Genomic DNA, 13,175 nt, shown 5'->3' on the forward strand with positions numbered 1-13,175 from the left:
GCCGCTGACGCCCGGCCTCGTCCCCTATCCCCTGCGCGCCGCGCCGCCGCCCGCCCATTCGCGCGGCCGGGTCGGCGAGCGGCTGGACCTGGGCGTGCGGGCGATGGACGTCTTCACCACCACCAGCCGGGGCCAGCGTCTGGGCATCTTCGCCGGTTCGGGCGTGGGCAAGTCGGTGCTGCTGTCCATGCTGGCGCGACAGGCGACCTGCGACGTCGTGGTGGTCGGCCTGATCGGCGAGCGGGGCCGCGAGGTCCGCGAATTCATCGAAGAGACTCTGGGCGAAGAAGGCTTGAAGCGCGCCGTCGTCGTGGTCGCCACCAGCGACGAGCCGGCGCTGAAGCGACGTCAGGCGGCCTATATGACCATGGCCGTGGCCGAGTTCTTCCGCGATCAGGGGCTGGAGGTGCTGTGCCTGATGGACAGCGTCACCCGCTTCGCCATGGCCCAGCGCGAGATCGGCCTGGCGGCGGGCGAACCGCCGACGACCAAGGGCTACACCCCCACCGTCTTCACCGAACTGCCCAAGCTGCTGGAGCGTGCTGGGCCGGGGCCAGTGCGGCCGGACGGAACCGAGGCGGGGCCGATCACCGCCCTGTTCACCGTACTGGTGGACGGCGGCGACCATGACGAACCGATCGCTGACGCCGTGCGCGGCATTCTGGACGGCCACATCGTCATGGACCGCAAGATCGCCGAGCGCGGCCGCTTCCCCGCCATCGACGTGCTGAAGTCCGTCAGCCGCACCATGCCCGGCAACCAATCCCCGCCCGAGCGCGAGCTAAACCGCCGCGCGCGCCAGTGCCTGAGCGCCTATTCCAACATGGAAGAGCTGATCCGCATCGGCGCCTATCGCACCGGGGCCGACCCCATCGTCGACCGCGCCATCGCCCTGAATCCGGCCCTGGAAGGCTTCTTGACCCAGGACAAGGACGACGTGACGCGCCTGGCCGACAGTTTCGACAGACTTGAAACCATCCTGAACCAAGGCATGGTGGACCAATGATTGCGGGAGACGACGCATGACGGCCTGGGCCCAATCCCTGATCCGCATCTCCAACTATGAGGTCGAGACGCTGCAGAAGCGGCTGGCCGAAATCAGCGCCCGCAAGGCCGAGGCCGAAATGCGCGTCGCCGTGCTGGACGCCGAGGCCGAGGTCGAGCGTGAGAACGCGCGGCACGACCCGTCGTCAGGCATGATGCTGCAGGCCTATCTCAACGGCTGGAAGCAGCGCCGCGCCGACGCCGAAGCCGAAGTCGCCGCCGTCGCCGCCGAGGAAGAAGGCGCCCGCGACGCCCTGACCGGCGCCTTCGAGGAACTGAAGAAGTTCGAGCACGTCGCCGAGACCACCCGGCTGAACAAGCTGATGGCCGCCGCCAAGCGCGAGTCCGCCGCCTACGACGAAATGGGTCTGCGCCGCCGTGGCTGAACGACGCAACAACGCCTCTCCCTCCCCTTCATGGGGAGGGTGGCTGAGGCCGTCAGGCCGAGGCCGGGTGGGGGCGACGTGGCTATTCAAGCGCCGAGGCCAGGATCACCAGGCCCTCCCCACCCGGTCGCTTCGCGACCACCCTCCCCATGAAGGGGAGGGAGAAACGCTGTGATCGACCGGCGCGTCCTGCTCGCCTCCACCCTCGCGCTCGCCTCCTGCGGCGCAGGCGAGGCGCCCGCCACGCCGCCATCCGGCCCCGTCCGCCCGCTGAAAGCCACAGCTCCCTTCCCCGTCGGCACCGTCGCCATGTCCGGCCAGTTGTCGGATCAGGCCTGGTTCCAGTTGGTCTCCACCCACTTCTCCCAGCTCACGCCCGAGTGGGAGATGAAGATGGAGTACATTCTCCAGGAAGACGGCTCCCTGCGCTTCGACGCGCCGGACCGCATCGCCTATTTCGCGCGTGATCTGGGTATCCGCCTCTTCGGCCACGCCCTGATCTGGTATGCGCAGGACCACCCGTGGTTCACCGCCCTCGTCGACGACCGACCGCGCTTCATCGCCGAACACGACCGCTATATCGCCGAGGTGGCGGGGCGCTGGCGCAGCCAGATCGTCGGCTGGGACGTGGTCAACGAGCCGGTCGAGGATGACGGCAGCGGCTATCGCGACTGCGTCTGGAGCCGGGGTCTGGGCGGGATCGACGCCTATATCATCCGCGCCTTCGAACAGGCCCGCATCGCCGCGCCCGAGGCGACCCTGTTCCTGAACGACTACAACTTGGAGAACACGCCCAAGAAGGGCGCGGCCTTCCTGCGTCTGGTCGAGCGGCTGCTGAAGGCGGGCGCCCCGGTGCAGGGCATCGGCATCCAGTCCCATCTCGACATCGAAATCCCCAAGGGCCAGATCACCGCCTTCATGAACGAGGCCCGCCAGTTCGGCCTGCCCATCCATGTTTCCGAACTGGACGCTTCTCTGGTCCGGGGCGGCCGCCTGCCCGACCTGCGCTCCCGCGCCCAGCGCCGCGAGCAGCAGACGGCGCGCGTGTCTGAACTGGCCGAGGCCTTCATGGACCTGCCGCCCGCCCAGCGGTTCGCCTTCACCGTCTGGGGTGTGCGCGACAGCGATTCCTGGCTGCGTCGCGGCAAGAACGACGACGGCCAGGACAGCCCCCTGCTGTTCAATGATGAGGGGCAGCCCAACCCGCTGTTCGGCGTCCTGTCCGGCGCGTTCGACGCCTGAGGACGGCCCGCGACCAAGGAAAAGGGGTGCGAGACGCAAGTCCCGCACCCCCTATATGTCTCGACCAACGAACGGTCCCCCCTCGAAGAGAAGGCGACGCCTACAGGCTGATCGGGTTGATCACCCGGACCGGCTGGCCCGCTTCCAGGCCCAGTTCGGCATAGGTCCAGCTGACGGTCACGCCCTCGGGCACGAGGGCGCGGCACATATCGGGCGTGCGACGCACCAACGTCAGCTCGGCCGGATCGGCGTCCTTGATCTGAACTTCAAAGCTGGACGCCTCGGTGCAGCCGTTGGAGCCGACGACGACGTTCAGACGTTGGCCGTCGAAGTCGACGCGGCGCACCGCCTCCACGGCTTCGGCCTTGACCGTATCGCGGTCCGTGATGACCGAGACCTTCTCGCCGCCCTCATTGGAATAGATGACGCAACCACCCAGCAGGGGCAGCAGGACGCCGACGGCCAGCAGAGCGCCGCGCATCAGGCGCCTTCCGCCGGGGCCGTATGGATGACGCGCGTGGTCGGCTTCTCTGTGGCGATGATGATGCAGCCCGACAGAACAGGCGCGGCGACGGCCGCCAAGGCCAGGGCGATGATGATGCGGCGCATGAGAGGCGTCCCTTTTCTTAAACTTGGCCGGACCCTGCCAGCGCCCGGTCTCAGGGTCATGTGAATAATCGGCAAGGATCGCCGCTCGTCACGCGGCCGTCGCCGTCTCCTGCAGATCAATCCAGGCCGCGCCATGGGTCAGGGCGTCGGCCTCGGGCTGAGGACGGCCCAAGAGATAACCCTGAACCTCATTGCAGCCCTGAGCGCGCAGGAAGGCCAACTGCTCGGCGGTTTCGACGCCTTCGGCCAGGACCGGGATCGACAGGCTTTCGCCGATGGTCAGGACGGCGCGGATGATGGCCCGCGACTGCGGCGCCTCGCCGTCCAGTTCGGTCATGAAGGAGCGGTCCAGCTTGATCTTGTCGAAGGGGAAGGCCTTCAGCGTCGACAGCGAGGAATAGCCCGTGCCGAAGTCGTCCATGGCGATGGTCACGCCCAGCGCCTTCAACTGACGCAGCACATGGGTGGTGCGCGCCATGTCGGTGATCATGGCCGTCTCGGTGATCTCCAGCTCCAGGCGCGACGGCGAGAGGCCGGTCTCCAGCAGGATCTGATGCACCAGACGGGGCAGGTCGACGTGGCTCAGCTGGACCGGCGACAGGTTCACGGCGATGCGATGCGGCTCGTCCCAGGCGGCGGCCTGACGACAGGCCTGGCGCAGCACCCATTCGCCGATCGGCAGGATCAGGCCGTTCTCTTCGGCCACGGGGATGAAGTCGGCCGGTGAGATGTAACGGCCTTCATCGTTCTTCCAGCGCAGCAGGACTTCATAGCCTGTGGCCTTGCCGGTGCTGACCGAGGCCTGGACCTGATAGTGCAGTTCGAACCGCTCGTTCTCGAGCGCCTCACGCAGGGCCTGGGTCACACGACGGCGGGCGCGGACCGCCTGGTCCATGTCCGCCTCATAGAAGCAGACGTCCTGGGTCAGCGACGCCTTGGCGCGATACATGGCCAGGTCGGCGTTGTTGATCAGCGTGGACACGTCCTGCGCGTCTTCCGGCCACAGCGACACGCCGATGCTGGCGCCGCACGACACGTCCGCATGGTCGAGCGTCACGGTCTGGATCACGGCCTGGCGCAGGCGCTCGGCCACCGCGCGGGCTTCGTCACGGGTTGAGACCGAGGCCAGGGCCAGGAATTCGTCGCCGCCCTGGCGGGCGATGAATTCGCCTTCGCGCAGCACGCCCTTCATGCGCTCGGCGATGATGCACAGAAGCTGATCGCCGACCGCGTGGCCGTACAGATCGTTGACCTCCTTGAACCGATCCAGGTCCAGGGCGAACAGGGCCAGGGTCTCGCCCTCGGCCGCCGTCTGCTTCTGGCGCGTCAACCGCTCAAGGAAGGAGGCGCGATTGGGCAGGCCGGTCAGGCTGTCGTTGCGGGCCAGGTGGGCGATGCGGCGCTCCTGGGCCATGCGAGCGCGCAGGTCGCGCACAGCGTAGATCATGGCGCGGTCGCGCGCCGTCAGGTCGCGGCGGGCCGACAGTTCAACAGGGATCTCCTCGCCGCCGGCCATCAGTATGGTCTGGGTCACAGCGCCGTCGTCGAGACGGTGCGCGTCCTGCACCCAGTCCCCCAGGTCAGCGCCGATCAGGCTGTCACGGTCGGTTCCGGCCAACTCGGCCAGGACTTCGTTGACTGCCACGATGACGCCGCCGCGCTCGATCGCCATGCCGTCGACGCCGGTCTCGAGCAGGTATTGCAGACGCTCGCGGTTCAGCGCCAGGGCTTCGCGATCCAGAGCGTGACTGGCAGCGCCGGCGCCCAGCACCAGCAGACCGACCCCGGCGACGCCCAGCGCCAGCACGCTGCGCGCGTCCTCGCCGGTCAGCATCCCGTCCAGCGGTCCCAGCGGAATGACCGTCATCGCCGCCATGGCCGTGAAGTGCAGGCAGACGATGCCCAGCACCATGGCCGCGCCGCCCTTCAGCCGCGCAAAACGATCGTCAGCCGCCGCCAGACGGAAGGCCAGGACGCCGAAAACCACCGAACCGGCGATGGAGACCGCCAGATAGACGGCCGACCAATGGACCACGCCCTCGACCGACAGGGCGGCCATGCCGACAAAGTGCATCCCGGCCACAGCCAAGCCGAACAGGGCGCCGCCCGCCTCGACGGCGAAACGGCGGCGCATGGAGGCCGTAGCCAGGGCCAGGCCGACGCCCAGGATCGCCACCGCCAGGGAGACGCCCGTCAGCATCGGCTCATAGGCGGTCTCGACGCCCGGTCGATAGGCGATCATGGCCACGAAATGGGTGCACCAGATCGTCGCCCCGCCCGCGACGGCGCCCAGGAACAACCAGGAAAGACGCGACAGCCCCCCGTTTTCCCTGATCCGCCGCAACAACCCTGTGGTGACGAAGCTGCCCAACAGGCAGATCAGGGCAGCCAGGGCGACGAGCCCCAGATGGTGCTCGTCGGTCAAACAGGTCAGGACACGCATAAGAGACGCCGTGGAGGAAAGGAGTCCACCGTCCTAAAAGCCAAGGCGTTAACCCTGGCTGTCTCGATATGAATAACGAAATTTGAAAAAAACGGCTCTTAAGCCGCCTTAGCCCCTACTGGCTGACGGCCACGGCTTCGCTGTCCATCATGTAGGGATTGTTGACCAGGACGTTGGCGCCCGGCGGCAGGCCCAGTTCCTTGAAGGTCCACTCCATCTGCACTCCGCCTCTGACCGGGCGGCTGCAACGGTCTTCGTCCAGGCGACGCAGGGTGATGACCGCCGAGTCCTTGAGCTGGGTGATGAAGGGCTTCACGTCGCTCTTGTCGGTGCAGCCGTTCGAGCTGACGCGGAACACGGCCAGATCACGGGTGAAGGCGGCGGCATGGATCGGCTCCAGCTGCCCCGGCATCCCCTCGGTTCGCACCAGGGCGCCCGGCTTTTGAGCACAGCCGGCCAAGGCGACGACAGACAACGCCGCGACGGCGCAGAAAGCGATCCGATATCTCATCTCGGCCTCCCGCGGCTCGACCCTGACAGCAAAGGGCACCATGCCTTGGTTTGGCCCAAAAGGGAACCGCCGCTGTGCCTCATTAAAAAAGAGGCCCCGGCGAACCGGAGCCTCTCTTCTTGTCTTGAACCGCAACCCGACGGATCGGGCGGGATCGTCGAACTTACGAGGAGTAGTATTCGACGACCAGGTTCGGCTCCATCTTCACCGGATAGGGCACGTCGGACAGTTCCGGCACGCGGCCGTAACGGACCGAGAAGCCGCGATCGCCCAGTTCCAGATAGTCAGGCAGGTCGCGCTCGCTCGACTGCTGAGCTTCGAGCACCAGCGCCATGTTGCGCGACTTTTCCTTGACCTCGATAACCTGGCCCGGCTTGACGCGGTACGAACCGATGTCGACCTTCTTGCCGTCGACGGTCACGTGGCCGTGCGAGACGAACTGGCGAGCAGCCCAGACGGTCGGCACGAACTTGGCGCGGTAGACGATGGCGTCCAGACGCGATTCCAGCAGGCCGATCAGGTTTTCCGAGGTGTTGCCCTTGCGGCGAGCCGCTTCGGCGTAGGTGGCCGCGAATTGCTTCTCGGTGATGTTGCCGTAGTAGCCCTTCAGCTTCTGCTTGGCCTTCAGCTGCAGACCAAAGTCCGAGACCTTGGACTTGCGGCGCTGGCCGTGCTGGCCGGGGCCGTAGGAACGCTTGTTGACGGGAGACTTGGCGCGACCCCACAGGTTTTCACCCATGGCCCGGTCGAGTTTGTACTTGGCGCTATGGCGCTTGGACATGTGTCACTCTTCATCATGATGCGGCCCGGCTGCTCCCCGATTGGAGCGGCGATCTCAACGGCGGTTCACGCATCGTCCGTAGTCAGTTCGCGCCTCGGGCGGAACCCGATGCGAGAAGGCCGGGCTTATGAAGGCGGCGAGGCCGGGAGTCAATGTCGGCGGCCTTGTTGGCTCTGGCGGACTCCGGTTCTGGATCATTCTTCGCCGAAAGGGCGCCAAACAGTGACGAAAGCCCCATCGAGCTGAAACCGTAGCGTCGCCGCTGAAGCCTAGCTCGCCCCCGACATCAGTATCGCTTTCGGGGATTCCCAACATGACCTCTGTTCGCCGCGCCGCCGCCTGGCTGCTCGCCACCTCGGCCCTGTGCGCGCCCGCCCTCGCCCAGGCTCAGACTTCAGCCCAAATTTCGGCCCAGGCCGAAGGCCAGGACGCGGCCGTCGAGGTCAGCGAGATCGTCGTCACCGGCCAGCGCGAGGCCCAGCGTGCGGCCATCGCCGTCAAGCGCCGCCAGTTCGAGGTCATGGACGCCGTGTCGTCGGACGACATCGGCAAGCTGCCGGACCACAACACCGCCGCCGCCCTGCGCCGCATCCCCGGCGTGTCGATCATGGAGGACCAGGGCGAGCCGCGCTGGCCGATCCTGCGCGGCCTGGCCTCGACCTACAACCGCACCACCATCGACGGCGCCTTCGTCGGCTCGGTCGACGAGAGCGCCCGCACCGTGCCGATGGACATCGTCCCCTCGGTCATGGCCGGCCGCCTGGAGGTCATCAAGACGGTGACGCCCGAGAATGACGGCAACGCCATCGGCGGCGTCATCAATGTGCGAACCCGCAGCGCCTTCGACCGCAACGGCCCCTTCTTCGACGGCATGGCCTCCTACGGCGTCTATGAGCGCCACGGCGACGTGCGAAACGACGACCCGTCGTATCGCCTGAGCTTCGCCACCGGCCGCCGCTTCGGCGCCAATGACGAATGGGGCGTGGTGGTCGGCGCCTCGCACGAGCAACTGGACTACGACATCCCTCAGGTCGAGGTCGCCGCTCCCTCCGTCCGTGAATACGACGCCGCCGGCAAGCCGGTGGACTCCGGCTCGGCGAGCGGCAACGGCATCCAGGTCCCGACCCAGAACCGCCTGTTCTGGTACAACAACACCAAGCAGCGCTCGGGCCTGAACGGCAAGCTGGAATGGCGGCCCTCCAACACCTTCCGCTGGGAGGCCTCGGCCCTGTGGGCCAGCATGGAGGACGATGAGGAGCGCATCGAGTTCCGCACCGAGCCGAACGGAAACGTCTCGAACCAGACGCAGACTTCGGGCGTCTTCACGACCGGACGCAACATCGTCGGCCTGAACCAGCCGATCACCCAGCGCGAGATCGGCCTTGTCCGCAGCGGATTCCAGTGGGACGCCGCCAGCCAGTGGACGCTGGACGGCGACCTGTCCTACTCCAAGGCCCAGTTGGAGACGCCGAACACCTCGTATGAGTTCCGCACGGCGGCCCATTCCGACTTCGGCTTCAGCTACGATACGTCGGACTTCTTCCCGGTCTTCACGCCGACCGATCCGGCCGCCTTCCGCGACGCCTCGCTCTACAACCTGCAGCAGCGCCGCGTGTCCCTGACCACCAGCGACGAGGACACGGTGCAGGCCCGTTTCAACGCCGCCTTCGACGACGGCGGCCATGAGCGGAACCTGAAGATGAAGTTCGGCGGTCTGATCCGCTCCAGCGACCGCTCCTACGCCAGCAGCCGCACCGACTATAAGACCGCGCCCGGCTTCGCCTTCACCTTCGACGAGGTGGATGTGGCCGGCCCCAGCGAGCTGATCCAGGGCCGCTATGACCTGGGCGACCGCATCGACGCCGGTCTGGCCGAAAGCTTCTTCGAGGCCAACCGCGACCGCTTCACCGCCACGACCGCCCTGCCGACCGGCGACTATGACGTGACCGAGGACGTCTACGCCGCCTATGGCCAGGCCAGCTATCGGATGGGCGACGTCACCGTCCTGGGCGGACTGCGCTACGAGAAGACCGAGGTGGAGTCCCAAGCTGTCCGCAACACCGGCGGCGTCCTGACGCCCGCGCACAACGAGGGCGGCTATGAGAACTGGCTGCCCAGCGTCCACCTGCGCTGGGACGTGCGCGAGGACATGGTGGTGCGCGCCGCCTGGACCAACACCATCGGCCGCCCGGACTTCGGCTCCCTGGCCGCCAGCGAGAGCCTGAGCTTCGACGGCTCCCAGCCGACCCTGTCGCGGGGCAACCCCAATCTGGAGCCGCGCGAGAGCGAGGGCTTCGACCTGTCGTTCGAATACTATCCGACGGACGGTCTGATCTCCGTCGCGGTCTTCGCCAAGTCGATCGACAACGAGATATTCACGCTCAGCTCCGTCCAGCGCATGGACGTGGGCCGGGGCATGGAGGACGTCCAGGTCTCCACCCCGATGAACGCCCAGTCGGCCGAAATCCGCGGGATCGAGGTGGGCTTCCAGCAGGCCCTGACCATGCTGCCGGCGCCCTTCGACGGCTTCGGCGTCAGCGCCAACGCCACCTTCCTGGACACGGAGTTCACCTTCCTGACCTCGGCGGGTGAGCGTCACACCGGCCTGTTCCAGCAGCCGGGCACCACCACCAACGCCTCGATCTATTATCAACGCGGGCCGCTGGAGGCGCGGATCTCGCACAACTACGTCGGCGGCTTCCTGGAGACGATCAACGACACCATCCCCAACGCCGATCAGTACTGGAAGGGCCGTCACCTGTACGATGCCTCGATTAGCTGGCGTTTCGACAACGGGGTGACGGTCTTTGTCGAGGGGCAGAACCTGAACGATGCGGGCCGCCGCGAAGTGACCGGCCCGAACCAGGGCTATCTGCAAGAATCCGCCGAATACGGCCGCACCTTCTGGTTCGGCGTCTCTGCCAGCTTCTGATCCCCTTCAGGCCGCCTTCCAGACCGGAGGGCGGCCTTCCTGCTTCCAAAGGCCCCGCCATGCTGATTTCCACTCTCGCCCTTCTGGCCCTGAGCGCGCCCGACGCCGCGCCTCAAGCCGCCGCCCCGATCACCAGCCGTCTGGAGACCGTCCGACGCTACGCCTCGGACGCGCGTCAGGGCGTGGCCGTCGGCCCGAACGACGTCTACGCCGTCTCCAACTGGTCCCTGACCCGCTACGACAAGGCCACCGGCGAGAAGCGCGCCGCATGGAGCGGAGAACCCGCGCGCTTTCCCCACATCAACTCCTGCACCCTGATCGAGGCCGAGCTGGTCTGCGCCGCTTCCAACTTTCCCGCCACGCCCCACGTCAGCACGGTCGAGGTGTTCGACCCCGTCGACCTGCATCACAAGCGCACCATCGCCCTGGGCCTGGGAACCGGCTCCCTGACCTGGATCGAGCGACGCGACGGCGCCTGGTGGGGGATGTTCGCCAACTATGACGGCCGCGGCGGCGAGGCGCCGCGCGATCACCGCCACACCACCCTGGTCCGCTTCGACGACCAATGGCGGCGCACCGAAAGCTGGGCCGTCCCGGCCTCCATCCTGGAGCGGGTGGCGCCGATGAGCATCTCCGGCGGCGGCTGGGGACCAGACGGGCGGCTCTATCTCAGCGGACACGACCACCCCGAGCTTTACGTCGTCGCCTTCCCCCAGGGAGGCGGAACCCTGGACCACCTGGAAACCCTGGGCATGGAGGCCGAGGGGCAGGCGGTCGACTGGGACGAAAGCACGCCAGGCGTCCTTTACGGCATCACGCGCCGCACGCGCGAAATCTTGGCCATGCGTCTGCCCACCGCGCCCTGAGGCGCCGCCGCCGGCCCAAGAAAAACGGCCCCGGAAGCGATTCCGGGGCCGTCTTCATTTCGGTTCAGAACCGGCTCAGCCCTTGGCGGCTTCGTACAGTTCGTTGACCTTGTTCCAGTTCACCACCGACCAGAAGGCCTTGAGGTAGTCCACGCGGCGGTTCTGGTACTTGAGGTAGTAGGCGTGCTCCCACACGTCGGCGGCCAGCAGGACGGCGCCCTTCTCGGCCGCGTCGTCCATCAGCGGGTTGTCCTGGTTCGGGGTCGAGGTGACCTTCAGCTTGCCGTCCTGCAGGATCAGCCAGGCCCAGCCCGAACCGAACTGACCGGCGCCGGCGGCGTCGAAGTCGGCCTTGAACTTGTCCATGCCGCCCAGTTCGGCGTCGATCTTGGCGGCCAGCTCGGCCGAGGGCTCGCCGCCCGTGCCGACCGGGGCCAGCAGCTCCCAGAACAGGCTGTGGTTCCACACGCCGCCGCCGTTGTTGCGGATCGGCTTCGGCAGCTTGGACATGATCGCGAAGATGTCTTCCAGCGACTTGCCTTGCGCCTCGGGCGTGGCGTCGACGAACTTGTTCAGATTGTCGACATAGGTCTGATGGTGCTTGTCGTGGTGGAAGGTCATCGTCTCCTTGTCGATGGCTGGCTCCAGCGCGTCATAGGCGTAGGGCAGCGGGGGCAGGGTGAAGGCCATGGGAGACTCCTCTTTACGGCGTTTAATTCCTCTGGACCCTATCTAGGGCCGCGCGCGCCATACCCAAGCCTTGAACGTCGCCTTTGTTCATAATTCTCGGGGTGAAACCGCTTTTCGGAACCCAAAGCGCGAAACAGCCGTTTCACAGACGCCCCAGACCGTCTTTCAGGTCGCTTATTCAGGGGGATGCGCCATGCCTGATCGCGTCTCTTCGCAGACTGCGCTGCTTTCGGACGCCGAAGCAGAAAGTCTGCGTTTGCAATTGCTGGAAGTGATTCCGCGCCTTCGCCGCCATCACCTGCTGGATCTCGCCGACACCCTGCATGAGGCGGCGCGCGAGCGGCGCATGGGGGAGCCGCGCCATTTCGACGCAAGAATCTAGGCCCTCAGCGCCAAACCTCGCTTGTTCGCCGTCTGAATTCAGGCAAATTCGCTGAACGGGAAATTGCGAATGGGCTCGTCATGTTCCGACGCTGCGCCATCCTGGCGGGCGCCCGCTTTCTTGCGTTTACCGCGCCGCCGCTGACGCGCGGCACCGGCGCCGGACGAACGGTTCGGCGCTCTCGCTATACTCTGTGAGACGACTTCCATCGGGCGAGACCGAAAGCCTTAATGCTGTGGTCGAGGTCTCTTCCTCGCCGCTGACGTCGATCACGATCAGAACCTGGCCGGCGGCGTCGAGGAAAGCCCCTCGAACGCGGCCTGAGCTTTCATAAAAGTCGATCCGGTCAGCCCCGATCACCATCATGGAATCGTTGTCGGGCGTTCCGCAGTCGGCCAGGTTGCTGTTCCACTCTCCACGAAACGGCTCCGGAATCGTCCGCTCGTCCGGCTGCGGAGCAGCGGCGCAGGACATAAGCGCCATAACCGGCATCAGGGCTTTGAGACTCTTCATGGGCTCCGATACCCCACGCACGCCCTCCCGGCCAAGAAGGGATCAGCCCGCGTGCAGTTCCTGCTTCACGCGCTCGGCCAGGGTCTTGATGTCCAGCGGCTTGGGCAGGAAGGACACCCCGACCTCGTCCTGCAACAGGTCCGAGAAATCGCTTTCCGCATAGCCCGAGATGAACATGACCGGGGCGTCGCCCAGGAAGGGCCGCGCCTTGCGCAGCAGCGACGGCCCGTCCAGCCCCGGCATGATGACGTCCGAGATCAGCATGTCGATCTGACCCGCCCATTCCTCGGCCAGGATCAGGGCCTCCTCGCCGTCGGCGGCCTCGATCACCTCATAGCCGCGCTGACGCAGCAGGCGGGCGGCGATGCCGCGCACGGCGGCCTCGTCCTCTACGAACAGGATGCGGCCCGCGCCCGACAGATCGCGCGGCGCCTTGACGACCTTCTCGACCACCGGGGCCTCGACCAGTTCCTCGGCGGTGGCGGCGGGCAGGAAGATGCGGAAGGCGGCCCCCGCGTTTTCCAGATTGGCGACGGTGATGTGCCCGCCCGCCTGCTGGGCGATGCCATAGACCGTGGCCAGTCCCATGCCCGTCCCCTCGTTCACCGCCTTCGTGGTGAAGAAGGGCTCGAAGATCTTGTCCAGCAGGGCCGTCGGCACGCCGGGGCCGGTGTCCGACACCTCGATCAGGGCGACCTCGTCCGTCGCCTCGCGCCAGCCCAGGTCGCGCGCCTGGGCGCCCGTCAGGCGGCGGGTGCGGATGGTGACGACGCCCG

14 protein-coding genes are annotated in these 13,175 nt (G+C 66.8%); 6 read left to right on the forward strand and 8 right to left on the reverse strand.

The window, feature by feature from the left end; all coding sequences use genetic code 11:
* The 3 genes from RT567_RS07830 to RT567_RS07840 all read left to right on the forward strand — a co-directional run.
* Nucleotides 1-1,006: FliI/YscN family ATPase (locus RT567_RS07830; RefSeq protein WP_313575557.1), on the forward strand; the 1,006-nt coding region annotated here is incomplete at its 5' end.
* A 16-nt stretch (nt 1,007-1,022) separates the two neighbouring features.
* Nucleotides 1,023-1,430: a flagellar FliJ family protein gene (locus tag RT567_RS07835; protein ID WP_313575558.1), complete on the forward strand. Its 408-nt coding sequence runs from the start codon at nt 1,023-1,025 to the stop codon at nt 1,428-1,430.
* Between the two features lie 171 nt (nt 1,431-1,601).
* Nucleotides 1,602-2,672, forward strand: coding sequence for an endo-1,4-beta-xylanase (locus RT567_RS07840; protein ID WP_313575560.1), 1,071 nt, complete (start codon nt 1,602-1,604; stop codon nt 2,670-2,672).
* A 100-nt stretch (nt 2,673-2,772) separates the two neighbouring features.
* Here the strand turns inward: RT567_RS07840 and RT567_RS07845 are convergent, their stop codons facing one another.
* The 5 genes from RT567_RS07845 to rpsD all read right to left on the reverse strand — a co-directional run bounded on the left by RT567_RS07845 (nt 2,773) and on the right by rpsD (nt 7,016).
* On the reverse strand, nt 2,773-3,153 hold the full coding sequence (locus tag RT567_RS07845; RefSeq protein ID WP_313575562.1) for a hypothetical protein: 381 nt from the start codon (nt 3,151-3,153) through the stop codon (nt 2,773-2,775).
* Entirely contained in the window at nt 3,153-3,281 is a 129-nt protein-coding gene (locus RT567_RS07850) for a hypothetical protein (RefSeq protein WP_313575564.1), read from the reverse strand. Before RT567_RS07850 ends, RT567_RS07845 begins: the two co-directional genes overlap by 1 nt.
* 88 nt (nt 3,282-3,369) lie before the next feature.
* Entirely contained in the window at nt 3,370-5,724 is a 2,355-nt protein-coding gene (locus tag RT567_RS07855) for an EAL domain-containing protein (RefSeq protein ID WP_313575565.1), read from the reverse strand.
* Between the two features lie 115 nt (nt 5,725-5,839).
* On the reverse strand, nt 5,840-6,235 hold the full coding sequence (locus tag RT567_RS07860) for a hypothetical protein (protein WP_313575567.1): 396 nt from the start codon (nt 6,233-6,235) through the stop codon (nt 5,840-5,842).
* Nucleotides 6,236-6,398: 163 nt separating this feature from the next.
* Complete coding sequence (gene rpsD / locus RT567_RS07865) at nt 6,399-7,016, reverse strand: 30S ribosomal protein S4 (protein WP_003169687.1); 618 nt, start codon at nt 7,014-7,016, stop codon at nt 6,399-6,401.
* Between the two features lie 313 nt (nt 7,017-7,329).
* Here rpsD and RT567_RS07870 point away from each other — a divergent pair, with 313 nt between their 5' ends.
* Together RT567_RS07870 and RT567_RS07875 are read left to right on the forward strand one after the other, a co-directional pair.
* Nucleotides 7,330-9,948 carry a TonB-dependent receptor gene (locus tag RT567_RS07870; RefSeq protein ID WP_313575569.1) on the forward strand — a complete coding sequence of 873 codons (2,619 nt, stop codon included), beginning with the start codon at nt 7,330-7,332 and terminating at the stop codon, nt 9,946-9,948.
* 59 nt (nt 9,949-10,007) lie between these two features.
* Nucleotides 10,008-10,814, forward strand: a complete 807-nt coding sequence (locus tag RT567_RS07875; RefSeq protein WP_313575570.1) for a hypothetical protein — start codon at nt 10,008-10,010, stop codon at nt 10,812-10,814.
* Nucleotides 10,815-10,889: 75 nt separating this feature from the next.
* On the opposite strand, the gene RT567_RS07880 is transcribed toward RT567_RS07875, so the two are convergent.
* Nucleotides 10,890-11,504, reverse strand: a complete 615-nt coding sequence (locus RT567_RS07880) for a superoxide dismutase (RefSeq protein ID WP_087140962.1) — start codon at nt 11,502-11,504, stop codon at nt 10,890-10,892.
* A 193-nt stretch (nt 11,505-11,697) separates the two neighbouring features.
* On the opposite strand from RT567_RS07880, the gene RT567_RS07885 reads away from it, so the two are divergent.
* Nucleotides 11,698-11,886: a hypothetical protein gene (locus tag RT567_RS07885; RefSeq protein ID WP_313575572.1), complete on the forward strand. Its 189-nt coding sequence runs from the start codon at nt 11,698-11,700 to the stop codon at nt 11,884-11,886.
* A gap of 126 nt (nt 11,887-12,012) precedes the next feature.
* Here the strand turns inward: RT567_RS07885 and RT567_RS07890 are convergent, their stop codons facing one another.
* Together RT567_RS07890 and RT567_RS07895 are read right to left on the reverse strand one after the other, a co-directional pair.
* On the reverse strand, nt 12,013-12,399 hold the full coding sequence (locus tag RT567_RS07890; protein ID WP_313575574.1) for a hypothetical protein: 387 nt from the start codon (nt 12,397-12,399) through the stop codon (nt 12,013-12,015).
* Nucleotides 12,400-12,441: 42 nt separating this feature from the next.
* The coding region (locus tag RT567_RS07895; protein ID WP_313575576.1) for a response regulator at nt 12,442-13,175 on the reverse strand (734 nt) is incomplete at its 5' end.

Source organism: Brevundimonas sp., from assembly GCF_032107865.1.
Lineage (GTDB): Bacteria > Pseudomonadota > Alphaproteobacteria > Caulobacterales > Caulobacteraceae > Brevundimonas.

What these genes read in the sequence shown, in the direction of transcription:
- RT567_RS07835 (WP_313575558.1), top strand. Translation starts at nt 1,023, where the DNA reads ATGACGGCCTGGGCCCAATCCCTGATCCGCATCTCCAACTATGAGGTC.
- RT567_RS07845 (WP_313575562.1), bottom strand. Translation starts at nt 3,153, where the DNA reads ATGCGCGGCGCTCTGCTGGCCGTCGGCGTCCTGCTGCCCCTGCTGGGT.
- RT567_RS07850 (WP_313575564.1), bottom strand. Translation starts at nt 3,281, where the DNA reads ATGCGCCGCATCATCATCGCCCTGGCCTTGGCGGCCGTCGCCGCGCCT.
- RT567_RS07855 (WP_313575565.1), bottom strand. Translation starts at nt 5,724, where the DNA reads ATGCGTGTCCTGACCTGTTTGACCGACGAGCACCATCTGGGGCTCGTC.
- RT567_RS07860 (WP_313575567.1), bottom strand. Translation starts at nt 6,235, where the DNA reads ATGAGATATCGGATCGCTTTCTGCGCCGTCGCGGCGTTGTCTGTCGTC.
- rpsD (WP_003169687.1), bottom strand. Translation starts at nt 7,016, where the DNA reads ATGTCCAAGCGCCATAGCGCCAAGTACAAACTCGACCGGGCCATGGGT.
- RT567_RS07870 (WP_313575569.1), top strand. Translation starts at nt 7,330, where the DNA reads ATGACCTCTGTTCGCCGCGCCGCCGCCTGGCTGCTCGCCACCTCGGCC.
- RT567_RS07875 (WP_313575570.1), top strand. Translation starts at nt 10,008, where the DNA reads ATGCTGATTTCCACTCTCGCCCTTCTGGCCCTGAGCGCGCCCGACGCC.
- RT567_RS07880 (WP_087140962.1), bottom strand. Translation starts at nt 11,504, where the DNA reads ATGGCCTTCACCCTGCCCCCGCTGCCCTACGCCTATGACGCGCTGGAG.
- RT567_RS07885 (WP_313575572.1), top strand. Translation starts at nt 11,698, where the DNA reads ATGCCTGATCGCGTCTCTTCGCAGACTGCGCTGCTTTCGGACGCCGAA.
- RT567_RS07890 (WP_313575574.1), bottom strand. Translation starts at nt 12,399, where the DNA reads ATGAAGAGTCTCAAAGCCCTGATGCCGGTTATGGCGCTTATGTCCTGC.